Source organism: Nocardia sp. NPDC051900 (assembly GCF_044452545.1).
Lineage (GTDB): Bacteria > Actinomycetota > Actinomycetes > Mycobacteriales > Mycobacteriaceae > Nocardia > Nocardia sichangensis.
On record NZ_JBITBU010000022.1, the window covers coordinates 69,558 to 81,522 of the forward strand.

Genomic DNA, 11,965 nt, shown 5'->3' on the forward strand with positions numbered 1-11,965 from the left:
GACCTCGCGGTGGCCCCGCCGTATGGTCCGTACTAGCGTCGAGGGGTGGCAGTGAGTCTGTTGGGGAAGGCCGGACACGCACCGGCCGCACGCGAATCAGGATTTGCCGCGCATCGAGCCGGCGTGGATCGCCTTCTGGCGAGTTACCGCGCCATACCCGAGCACGCCAACGTCCGTTTGGCCAAGAAGACCTCGAACCTTTTCCGCGCCAGGGCGAAGAACACCGCGCCCGGCCTCGATGTCTCGGGGCTGACCAGGGTGATCGCGGTCGACCCCGTGGCGAGGACCGCCGACGTCGCGGGCATGACCACCTACGAGGAGCTGGTCGCCGCCACCCTCCCGTACGGGCTCGCGCCGCTGGTCGTTCCCCAGCTCAAGACCATCACGCTGGGCGGAGCGGTCACCGGCCTCGGCATCGAGTCCACCTCCTTCCGCAGCGGTTTGCCGCACGAGTCGGTGCTGGAGATGGACGTGCTGACCGGCGCGGGCGAGATCCTCACCGCCACGCCGGACAACGAGCACGCCGATCTGTTCCGCGGCTTCCCGAATTCCTACGGGACGCTGGGTTACACGGTCCGGCTGAAGATCGAGCTGGAAGAAGTACAACCGTACGTCGCGCTGCGGCACGTTCGCTTCCGGGACCTGCGCGAACTGGAGGCCACCCTCGCGACGATCGTCACGGATCGGGTCTATGCGGACGAGCCCGTGGACTACCTCGACGGCGTCGTCTTCTCCGCCGAGGAGAGCTATCTGACGCTGGGCCGCCGCACCGACGAGCCGGGCCCGGTCAGCGACTACACCGGGATGGACATCTACTACCGGTCCATCCAGCACGAGGGCGAAACGCCCAAACGCGACCGCCTGACCATCCACGACTACCTGTGGCGCTGGGACACCGACTGGTTCTGGTGCTCCCGCGCCTTCGGCACGCAGAATCCGAGGATCCGCCGATTCTGGCCGAAGCGCTATCGGCGCAGCAGCTTCTATTGGAAGCTGGTTGCGCTCGATCACAAGTACGACATCGGGGACAAGCTGGAGGCTCGCAAGGGCAATCCCCCGCGTGAGCGGGTCGTGCAGGACATCGAGGTGCCGGTGGACCGCACCGCCGACTTCGTGGAGTGGTTCCTGCGCGAGATCCCGATCGAGCCGATCTGGCTGTGCCCGCTGCGTTTGCGCGAGACCGGCCGCACGCAGCGGTCCGGCGGACGCGCTTGGCCGCTGTATCCCCTGGAGCCGGACCGGACCTACGTGAACGTCGGATTCTGGTCGGCCGTGCCCACCGTCCCGGGGCAGCAGGATGGCGCGGCCAACCGCGCCATCGAGCACAAAGTGACCGAATTCGACGGTCATAAGTCGCTGTACTCGGATTCCTTCTACGACAAGGATGAGTTCGCGGCGCTCTACGGCGGAAACACCTACACCGAACTGAAAAAACGCTACGACCCGAACCAGCGCCTGCTGGATTTGTATTCGAAGGCGGTGCAACGCAAATGACGACATTCAAGGACCGTTCCGATGTCTTCGCCGATCTCGGAACCAAACTCAGCATTGCCGAGATCTTCGAGACCCTCGTCGAGGGCGAAGTCCCGATCCGGTTGACGGCCTACGACGGCAGCGCCACCGGACCGGAGGACTCGGAGTTCGCGCTGGACATCCGGACTCCGCGTGGCATCAACTACCTGGCCACGGCCCCCGGCGACCTGGGCATGGCGCGCGCCTACATCGCAGGCGACATGACCGCCAGCGGGGTGCACCCGGGTGATCCGTACGCGATCCTGAAGGCGATGGACAGCTTGAAGTTCCGCCGTCCGTCCGCGCTGGCCCTGGTGACCATCGCGCGCTCGCTGGGCTGGGAGCGGCTCAAGCCGGTCGCCCCGCCGCCGCAGGAGACGCTGCCGCGCTGGCGGCGGATCGCCTTCGAGGGACTGCGCCACTCCAAGACGCGCGACGCCGAAGCCATCCACCACCACTACGACGTCTCGAACGCCTTCTACGAGCACGTGCTCGGCCCGTCGATGACCTACACCTGCGCGACCTACGGCGACGAGAGCTGGACGCTCGAGCAGGCGCAGGAGAACAAGTACCGCCTGGTGTTCGAGAAGCTGCGCTTGAAGGAGGGTGACCGGCTGCTCGACATCGGCTGCGGCTGGGGCGGCATGGTGCGCTACGCCGCCAAGCGCGGCGTCAAGGTCATCGGCGCGACGCTCTCGGCCGAGCAGGCGGATTGGGCGCAGAAGAAGATCGCCGAGGAGGGCCTGGCCGAGCTGGCCGAAGTGCGGCACTCCGACTATCGCGACGTGCCGGAGGGCGAGTTCGACGCGGTGTCCTCGATCGGGCTCACCGAGCACATCGGGGTGCACAACTACCCGTACTACTTCGACTACATCAAGAACAAGCTGCGCGACGGCGGCCTGTTCCTGAACCACTGCATCACCCGCCCGGACAACACCCGCACCACAAAGGCGGGCGATTTCATCGACCGCTACGTGTTCCCGGACGGCGAGCTGATCGGCTCCGGCCGGATCATCTCCGAGATCCAGAACATCGGGCTCGAGGTGCTGCACGAGGAGAACCTGCGCGAGCACTACGCCCTGACTCTGCACGAATGGTGCAAGAACCTGGTCGCCAACTGGGACGCCTGCGTCGCGGAGGTCGGCGAGGGCACCGCGAAGGTGTGGGGCCTGTATATGGCGGGGTGCCGGCTGGGCTTCCAGCGCAACGTGGTGCAGCTGCACCAGGTGCTCGGCGTCAAGTTGCCCGCCGACGGCGACTGGACCGTACCGCTGCGCCCGTGGTGGCAGCCGTAGACCGGGACGTTCAGAAGGCGTTGCTGCCCGCCTCGTTCAGGAGTTCATCCAGGAACGGGGCGGGCAGTTCGACGTCGCCGACCTGGGCGGAGGCGGGCAGGTCGGCGCGCAGCACGCGCAGGATGCCGACCACGCCGGGGCCCGCGTCCAGCAGCGGCCTGGTCCAGCCGAGGTCGGCGCAGGTCGCGACGGCGGGCAGCAGCAGGTTGGTGGCCTCACCGACCCAGCCCGCGGTGGCCAGACATTCCGCGAGGAGCAGCGCGGCGTCCAATTGAGCGCGCGGGCGGTGCTTCTGGCGGGTGTGGTCGGACAGCGCGCGGGCGCGGCGCACCGCCCGGTCGTCGGAGCCGAGCCGGCGTTCGGCGAGCAGTGCGCGGATGGCGGCGAGTTCCTCGGCTTCGGCGGTGAGCAGGGCGGCGCCGGTCAGCCGATGCGCCGCCTGGAGCGGCGTGGATTCACTGAGGTCGGTGTAGCGGCGATCCGCGGACTCCAGCGCCATGCCCAGACGCAGCCGTTCGGCCCGGATGTGGGCGGCCAGCCGGGGCAGCCGGTTGTCGGCGGCGATGCGCGCGCCCTCGTCCAGTCGCGTTGCCGCGGTGAACAGATCTCCCCCGACCGCCTTGACCCGGGCGCCGACGACGAAGGTGGAGATCAGGAAGTCCACCGGACCGACCCGGGTGACCAGCTCGTGACTTTCGTCGAGCAGCCGGTCGGCGGTCGCCAGATCGCCCCTGCGGTAGCTCATCTCGCCCAGCAGCGCCGCGGCGACCCGCACCGCGTGCGAGCGCGGTCCCGAGCGTTCCCGCGCGAAGTCCCAGGCCTGCTGGAAACAGCGCGTGGCGGTGTCCACGTCGAGTTGCTCGTAGGCGGCGGCGCCCTGGCCGCAGCGACCGAACACCAGGCCCAGCGGATCCTTCGAGCGTTCGTGGTACTCCTCGGCCCACTCCTGGATGTTCCTCGCGCCCTCGAAGTCGAACTCGCACAGGCGCACGAAGGATGTCAGGTTGGCCGCCGTCGAGACCGTCCACACGGGTAGATCGTCCTGCTCCCGCAGGCAGTCGGCGACCCGATCCAGCACGCCATCGGTGTGGTCGCGCGCGATCTGGTCGGCGGCGGCGAGCACGGCCGCCTGGCAGCGCTGCACTCGCACATCGGCGTCGCCGGTGGACCCGCGGGCCAGGATGTTGGACAGCCTGCCCAGGGCGTTGCGCGCCGCGCCGGACTGCTGCAGGTTGACGTTCGCCCTGGCCACCGCCATCAGCAACTTCGAGCGCGACGCCACCTGCTGCATCGGCAGCTTCGACACGCTGCCCAGCAGCGTGGCGAGCCGGGAACCGTCGATCAGGTCCATCCCGCCACCCTCGAGCAGGTCCAGCGCCATCTTCAGATCGGTCGCGGCCAGCGCGTGGTCGACCGACTTGCGCAGCAGCTGGTGTTCGGCGTACCAACGCGAAGCCTTGCGGTGCAGCGACTTCAGCTTCCCCGGGTGGACGCGGTCGAGCCGGGTCCGCAGGTGCTCCGCGAACAGCGGCTGCATCCGGAACCACTCGGGGTCGTGCTCGATGCGCCGCAGGAACAGCTCACGCTGCTCGGCCTGCTCGAGCAGCTGCTCGGCGTCCGGCTCGCCGGACAACGCCGCGGCGAGCGAACCGCACACCCGCTCGGTCACCGCGATCGACATCAGGAACTCGAGCATCTTCGGTTCCAAAGTGTCCAAGACGTTCTCGGCGAGGTATTCGCGAATGCCGTGGTTGCCTTCGGAGAGGGTGGCGATCAGCTGAGCCGGGTCGGCATTGCCGCGCAAGGACAGGCCCACCAGCTGGATGGCCGCAGGCCATCCGTCGGTGGCGGTGTGGATTTCGGTGACCTGTTCGGGCGTCAGGTCGAAGCCGTTGCGCTCCACCAGGATCTGCCTGGTCTCCGCCTCGTTGAGGCGCAGCGCGGCCGAGCCGATCTCGACCAGTTCGTCGTGCACTCGCATGCGGCTGGTCGGCAGGCCGGACTGTTCCCGGCTGGTCACGACGAAACGCAGGTGGTGGCAGCAGTTGTCCAGCAGAGCTTCCATCGCGCGATGCGCGCCGCCGTCGGTGATCCGCTGCCAGTCCTCGACGATCACCACGACCGTCCTGCCCGCCGCGTGGATCTCGTCGATGAGGGTGGGAATCACGAAAGCGGCCGCGTCGGCGGGCCGTTCCTCCAGTACCTGGTCCAGACCGGCGCCGACGTCCGGATGTACCCGGCGGATGGCCTGGATCAGGTGGGCGAGCAGCCAGATCTCGTTGTCGTCGTCCCGGTCGATGCCGATCCAGGCGACCGCGGTGTCGCCTTCGCTGAGTTCGGCGCGCCACTGCGCGGCCAGCGTGCTCTTGCCGAAGCCCGCGGGCGCGTGGATCACTGCCAACCTGCGCCGCCCGCCCGCGCGCAGGATGTCCAGCAGACGCGGCCGTGGAATCGGCTCTCGCGTGGGCGTGGGCGGCCAGAACTTGGTCACGGCCGTCGGCGGCGTCGTCGGCACGACCGCCGGATGCTGGGAGACGGCGGGCCGTAGCGTCAACGGCCAGCTGCGCCGCGCGGTGACCGCGGGACGAGAGGCGGTCCACACCGCGGTCGGTTCGCCCACGGCTGCCGGGGTGGTCGTTTCGGGCTCCGGCGTGGTCTCCAGCAGCGCCATCTCGTCCGGCAACTGATCGTGGCCGCGCTGCACCGCGCGCAGCATTTCGCCGAACTCGTAGGCGCTGGCCGGGCGATCCCGCGGATTCGGGGACATGGCCTGTTCGATGACGCCGGCGACATCCGGCGGAATATCCTGTTCACGCAGATCGGGCACCGGCTGGGTGGTGATCCGCAGGAACTGCGCGACCACCCGCTCGCCCGCCTGCCGCTCGAAGGCCGCGTGCCCGGTGAGCAAGGCGAACAATGTCGAGCCGAGGCCGTAGACGTCTGAGCGGATGGTGGGCTCGTCACCTTTGAGGACCTCCGGCGCGGTGAACGCGGGCGAGCCGGTGATCATGCTGCTCGACGTGCGAAACCCGCCCGGGATGCGGGCGATGCCGAAATCCGTCAGCTGCGGCTCGCCGTAACCACTGAGCAGCACATTCGCCGGTTTCACGTCGCGGTGCAGGATTCGGGCGCGGTGCGCGCTCTCGATGGCTCCTGCCAGCTTGACGCCTGCTCGTAGCGAGTCCGCCCAGGTCAATGGGCCTTGATCGCGAATCAGCTTTTCCAGTGACCCGTGGGTGCAGTACGGCATGACGATGAGCGGCATTCCGGTTGCCGTCACGTCCACCTGGAGTATGTCTACGATGTTCGGGTGGCCGGAGAGCCTGCCCATGGCCTGTTCCTCGCGCAGGAACCGCTCTCTGCTCTCCTGGTCGATCTCCGAGGGAAGCACCTTCACCGCGACCACCCGGTCCAACGCGGTCTGGATGCAGCGATACACCACCCCGAATCCGCCGCGGCCGATCTCCACCGCACCGGACAGGCCCATCGCCTCCAGTTCGTCGGCGATGTCGACGGGCGGCTGCCGCTGCGTCTTCGTCTCGGCCGCAGGGGATTCGGGGCGCACCCGGCCCGAACGCGTCTGTGGATTCATGTGATCACCTCGAACACTCACATCGAATCGGCGACATCGGCGACCAACTCCGCGCCGACCGCCGGACGCCGTGTCCGATATGCCTGCGCATACTCCAACGTAGCGCGGTGCGGTATCACGCGGGTGACGTTTCCGAACAGGTCGGGTGTGTTCCGAATCCGCGTGTTTCGCGACCGCTGAGCGGTTCCGGCGCCGATGCCGCCTTGGTTGTGACCACCGCCACTTCAGGTCCACATGAGCGGATACCCGGAGTCGATTCGACCAACCACCTCGGCTACGGGAACCCGCTCGGCGCGGTGGTGACCTGCCGTGATATTTTACTTCTTCAAAGATCTTTCTTCTTTGTAGAACTATCTACATGTGAGCAGACATTAGGTGCGGAGGAATAACCGTGTCGACACCTGAACCCGACCGCGAGCCCACGGCGCCCGGACTCCGCGCCGACGCCCGCGAGATCTACCGGCGCTACCTGAGCGCGGTCATGCTGCACGGACAAGCCGGGGCGCGGGCGGTCGATCTGGGCGCCACCGATCTGTACGCGCTCAACATCCTCGAACTGGCCGGGCCGATGACGCCGGGCGAACTCGGCGCGCGCAGCGGCCTGACCACCGGCCCGACCACCCGGCTGATCGACCGCCTGGAGGACGCGGGCTACGTGCGCCGCGCGCCGGTCCCTGGCGACCGCCGGAAGGTGATCGTCGAATTGATCAGCAAGCCAGCCGATCTCGACGAGGTGCTCGCCCCCGCACGGCAGCGCATCGGCGAGATCATCGGCGGCTACGCACCCGAACAGCGCGAGGTGCTGTTCGACTACTTCACCAGGGCGGCTGCCGCGTACCAGGCCGCCGCCGAGGAGCTGCGTGGCACGGACTAGGCCACGGCGATGGCGATGATCTGGGTGATCTGGCGGCTGTCGAAATTGTCGTCGCTGACCAGAACCAAGGTGCGCTCACCGGAGGGCAGACGCGGCCCCCAGGTCATGCCCTCCACGTTGTCGACGGCGGCGAGCCCGACGTCGTCGAGATCCACCAGCAGCCGCTTGGCCACTGGGCGGGCAGCGCCGATCGAGGCGTCGAGGATGTTGGTCGCGGCGCTCAGATCGGCCTCGTAGACGCGGATCTTGTTGGGCGTGCCCGGCGAGAAGGACCGTTCCAGCACAAGAAGTTTCGTGGGGTCCAGCGGATCGGCGGCGAGGATCGAAGCGATCCCATTCGCGCCGCGGCCGGGCTGCGGCCGCGACTCGGCGAAGACCGGATCCAGCGGATACGCGTACTGGGCGAGCAGTGGCCCGGATCGCGCCTGGACGGTGATCCGCGTAAGTGCCCCGCTCGTCGTGGTCGCCGCCGGCCCGTCCTGCAGCAGCGGCCCCTCCGTGGCGGTGGCGAACAACGTGCCGCCCGCGAGGAAGGTCGCGGCCTCCAGTGCCTGGTTCTGTTGCGGCCCGGAGTCGGGGCGCATCCGCTCGTTCTCCGGGATCGGCAGGTCACCGACATAGGAGCCGTCCGGGTGCGCGATCCGCACCGACGGATCTTGCAGCAGCGCGCCGTCCCGCTCGCCTTCTTGCGTCCAGTAGTGATCGCCGGTCCACGGGTCCACCCGGATCTCCTCCGGGTCGACCGACATCGGCGCGTAGGGCGCGCCCGCCGCGGTCAGCAGGGGGTGCGTGCCGGTGAAGGTCACCGGTCCGACTCCGCGCTCGCCGACCTCGAAGCGCGCGGTGTAGTACCGCGCGGGGTTCTCGTTCGAACGATCGTCGCTGATCAGCACGAATTCACCGGTGCGCGCGGAGTAGTCGATCCCGGACAGGCCACCCACGGTGGTGCCCGCGAAGTCCAGGCTCGACGCGACGACTTGCTCGCCCAGCAAACGCACCGATGACGTCGTCACCGGATCGGCGGCCGCCACCGGGGCCGATGCGAGCGCGAGGGCGCAACTGGCGATCAGAACATGGCGACTACGTCTCGGCACGGCTGCCAACCTATCGCGCCGAACGGACGCGCAGGCGAACGGGCCGGAAAACGGCCGAAGCCCGCCACCGCGAAAAGCGATGGCGGGCTTCGGCGTTGCGTCGCGGCGCGCGATTACTTACGCAGCGAGGCCGGAACCTCGAAGCGCTCGCCGTAGGTCTTGGCGAGGTAGTCGGCACGCTCCACGAAGGCCTCCTGGCCACCCGGGTAACCGACGATGAACTGGTGCACACCACCGGTCCAGGCCGGGAAGCCGATGCCGAAGATCGAACCGATGTTCGCGTCGGCGGTGGAGGTGAGCACGCCCTCGTCGAAGCACTTCTGGGTCTCGATCGCCTCCGCGAACAGCATGCGGTCGATGAGATCCTGCAGCGGGACGCCGAAGCCCGCAGTGGTCTTGAAGTGCTCACGCAGGCCCGGCCACAGACCGGTGCGCTTGCCGTTCTCGTCGTACTCGTAGAAGCCCGCCTTCTCCAGGCGGCCCGGACGGCCCTCGGACACCATGTAGTCGATGACGTCCTGCGCCGGGTGCCGCTTGACGCCCAGGGTGGTGTCGCCCGCCTGCGCGGCTTCCAGGGTCTCCTTGGCGATCTTCTGCATGAGCTTCATGTTCAGCTCGTCCGACAGCTGCAGCGGCGCGGCCGGGTAGCCCGCCTGCAGACCGGCCTGCTCGATGGTGGCGGGCTCGATGCCCTCCTTGAGCATGGCGATCGCCTCGTTGACGAAGGTGCCGATCACGCGGGAGGTGAAGAAGCCGCGGCTGTCGTTGACGACGATCGGAGTCTTCTTGATCGCGAGGGTGTAGTCGAACACCCGGGCCAGCGCCTCGTCCGAGGTCTTCTCACCCCGGATGATCTCCACCAGCGGCATCTTGTCGACCGGCGAGAAGAAGTGGATGCCGATGAAGTCCTCCTGGCGCTTCACGCCGGTCGCCAGACCGGTGATCGGCAGGGTGGAGGTGTTCGAACCGAGCAGCGCGTCGGGGGTGACGACGTCCTCGATCTCCTGGAACACCTTGTGCTTCAGCTCGGTGTTCTCGAAGACGGCCTCGATGACGAAGTCGACGCCGGCGAAGTCGGCCGCGTCCGCGGTCGGCTTGATCCGGTCCAGCAGCGCCTTGGACTTCTCCTCGGTGGTCTTGCCCCGGGAGAGAGCCTTGGCCTCGATCTTCTCGGAGTAGTTCTTGCCGCGCTCGGCCGCCTCGATGGAGACGTCCTTCAGTACGACCTCGTAGCCCGCCTTCGCGGAGACGTACGCGATGCCCGCGCCCATCATGCCCGCGCCGAGCACGCCGACCTTCTTGATCTCCTTCTTCGGCACGTCCTTCGGACGCGAACCGCCGTTGTTGATCGTCTGCAGGTCGAAGAAGAACGCCTGGATCATGTTCTTCGCGACCGGGCCGGTGAGCAGGTGCACGAAGTAGCGGGACTCGATCAGCGACGCGTTGTCGATGTCGACCTGCGAGCCCTCGACCGCGGCGGACATGATCGCGCGCGGCGCGGGCATGTTCGCACCCTTGATCTGCTTGCGCAGGTTCGCGGGGAACGCGGGCAGGTTGGCCGCGAAGGCCGGGGACGACGGGGTGCCGCCGGGGATCTTGAAGCCCTTCTTGTCCCAGGGCTGCACGCCGGCCTCGGGGTTGACCTTGATCCACGCCTTGGCGGCGGGGACCAGCTCCTCGACCGAACCGACCAGCTCGTCGATCAGACCGATCTCCTTGGCCTTGGCCGGCTTGTTGCGCTGGCCCTGCAGCAGCACCTGCATCAGGGCGTTCTGCAGGCCGAGCATGCGCACGGTGCGGATGACGCCGCCGCCCGCGGGCAGCAGGCCGAGGGTGGCCTCGGGCAGACCGATCTGCGAACCCGGCACGTCCGCCGCGATGCGGTGATGGGTGGCCAGCGCGATCTCCAGGCCGCCGCCGAGCGCCGCGCCGTTGATGGCGGCGACGACCGGCTTGCCCAGCTGCTCCAGGCGACGCAGGGCGCTCTTGATCTCGGTGAGCTCCTCCATCAGCGTCTGGGCGTCGTCCGGGCCGACCTTCATCATGTTCTTCAGGTCGCCGCCGGCGAAGAAGGTCTTCTTCGCCGAGGTCAGGACGACACCGGTGATGTTGTCCTTCTCCGCCTCTAGCCGGTCGACGGTGGCCGTCATCGACTTCTTGTACAGCTCGTTCATCGTGTTGGCGCCCTGGTTCGGGTCGTCCATCGTCAGCACGACGATGCCGTCCGAATCCTGCTCCCAACCGATCATGTTGGTTTCGCTCACAGCTCTTGTGTCTCCTTGGTGAATTAGCGGCGTTCGCGGCCCTACGTGGTCACGCAGGCTGCCGCCTCCGGGCCCGACGCGCACGCCGCCATGAATTCTCAGCTGTCGGTTGGGGCTCAGACCCGCTCGATGATGGTGGCCACGCCCATGCCGCCGCCGATGCACAGGGTGACCAGCGCGTAGCGGCCGTTGCGGCGCTCCAGTTCGTCGACCATGGTGCCGGTGATCATCGCGCCGGTGGCGCCCAGCGGGTGACCCATCGCGATCGCGCCGCCGTTGACGTTCAGCTTCTCGTCCGGGATGTTGAGGTCCTTCTGGAACTTCAGCACCACGGAGGCGAACGCCTCGTTGATCTCGACCAGATCGATGTCGTCGAGGGTCAGACCCGCCTTGGCCAGCACCTTCTTGGCGGCCGGGGTCGGACCGGTGAGCATGATGGTGGAGTCGGCGCCGCTGGTGGCGGTCGCGACGACGCGCGCCCGCGGGGTCAGGCCCGAGGCCTTGCCCGCCTCTTCGGAACCGATCAGCACGAGCGCGGCGCCGTCGACGATGCCGGAGCTGTTGCCGCCGTGGTGCACGTGGTTGATCTTCTCGACGAAGTGGAACTTCTGCAGCGCCACCGCGTCGAAGCCGCCCATCTCACCGATCACGGCGAAGGAGGGCTGCAGCTTGGCCAGGTCCTCGGCGGTGGTGCCGGGGCGCATGTGCTCGTCCTTGTCCAGCACGACGATGCCGTTCTGGTCCTTGACCGGCACGATCGACTTGGCGAAGTAGCCGCCGGTGGTGGCCTTGGCGGCCAGCTCCTGCGAGCGCACCGCGTAGGCGTCGACATCGTCGCGGCTGAAGCCCTCGATGGTGGCGATCAGGTCGGCGGAGACGCCCTGCGGGACGAAGTAGGTGTCGTAGTTGGTGGCCGGGTCCAGGGCCCAGGCGCCGCCGTCGGAGCCCATCGGCACGCGCGACATGGACTCGACGCCACCGGCGAGAACCAGGTCGTCGAAGCCGGAGCGAACCTTCTGGGCGGCGAGGTTGACCGCCTCGAGGCCGGAGGCGCAGAAGCGGTTGAGCTGGAAGCCGCCGACGGTGTCGGGCAGGCCTGCCACGGTGACCGCGGTACGGGCGATGTCCGCGCCCTGATCGCCGACCGGCGCGACCACGCCGAGGATCAGGTCGGAGATCCGGTCCTCGTCGAGGTTCGGGAAGCGCCCGCGCAGCTCCTGGATCAGACCGACAGTCAGGTCGATCGGCTTGACCGAGTGCAGCGAGCCGTTCTTCTTGCCACGGCCGCGCGGAGTGCGGATGGCCTCGTAAATGTAGGCCTCTGTGGTCATGGA

7 protein-coding genes are annotated in these 11,965 nt (G+C 68.0%); 3 read left to right on the forward strand and 4 right to left on the reverse strand.

All coding sequences use genetic code 11. The features are described 5' to 3' along the window. The first annotated feature begins 51 nt into the window (after positions 1 to 51). Together ACIA5H_RS30855 and ACIA5H_RS30860 are read left to right on the forward strand one after the other, a co-directional pair. Entirely contained in the window at positions 52 to 1,494 is a 1,443-nt protein-coding gene (locus ACIA5H_RS30855; protein ID WP_355078739.1) for an FAD-binding oxidoreductase, read from the forward strand. Then, the gene (locus tag ACIA5H_RS30860) at positions 1,491 to 2,807 is read left to right on the forward strand and encodes a class I SAM-dependent methyltransferase (protein WP_355078729.1); all 1,317 of its coding nucleotides are present in this window, start codon (positions 1,491 to 1,493) and stop codon (positions 2,805 to 2,807) included. Before ACIA5H_RS30855 ends, ACIA5H_RS30860 begins: the two co-directional genes overlap by 4 nt. A 10-nt stretch (positions 2,808 to 2,817) precedes the next feature. On the opposite strand, the gene ACIA5H_RS30865 is transcribed toward ACIA5H_RS30860, so the two are convergent. Continuing rightward, the gene (locus ACIA5H_RS30865) at positions 2,818 to 6,399 is read right to left on the reverse strand and encodes a protein kinase (protein WP_379250006.1); all 3,582 of its coding nucleotides are present in this window, start codon (positions 6,397 to 6,399) and stop codon (positions 2,818 to 2,820) included. 391 nt (positions 6,400 to 6,790) lie between these two features. Between ACIA5H_RS30865 and ACIA5H_RS30870 the strand changes: the two genes are divergently transcribed. Continuing rightward, a complete protein-coding gene (locus ACIA5H_RS30870) occupies positions 6,791 to 7,273 on the forward strand; it encodes a MarR family winged helix-turn-helix transcriptional regulator (RefSeq protein ID WP_397079174.1) in 483 nt (160 codons plus the stop codon). Here the strand turns inward: ACIA5H_RS30870 and ACIA5H_RS30875 are convergent. From ACIA5H_RS30875 to ACIA5H_RS30885, 3 genes are all read right to left on the reverse strand, one after another. Further along, positions 7,270 to 8,367, reverse strand: coding sequence for an esterase-like activity of phytase family protein (locus tag ACIA5H_RS30875; RefSeq protein WP_397079176.1), 1,098 nt, complete (start codon positions 8,365 to 8,367; stop codon positions 7,270 to 7,272). The genes ACIA5H_RS30870 and ACIA5H_RS30875 overlap by 4 nt on opposite strands. Positions 8,368 to 8,480: 113 nt before the next feature. Further along, on the reverse strand, positions 8,481 to 10,631 hold the full coding sequence (locus ACIA5H_RS30880) for a 3-hydroxyacyl-CoA dehydrogenase NAD-binding domain-containing protein (RefSeq protein WP_397079178.1): 2,151 nt from the start codon (positions 10,629 to 10,631) through the stop codon (positions 8,481 to 8,483). Positions 10,632 to 10,747: 116 nt separating this feature from the next. Further along, a complete protein-coding gene (locus tag ACIA5H_RS30885) occupies positions 10,748 to 11,962 on the reverse strand; it encodes an acetyl-CoA C-acetyltransferase (protein ID WP_379249998.1) in 1,215 nt (404 codons plus the stop codon). Positions 11,963 to 11,965 lie beyond the last annotated feature (3 nt).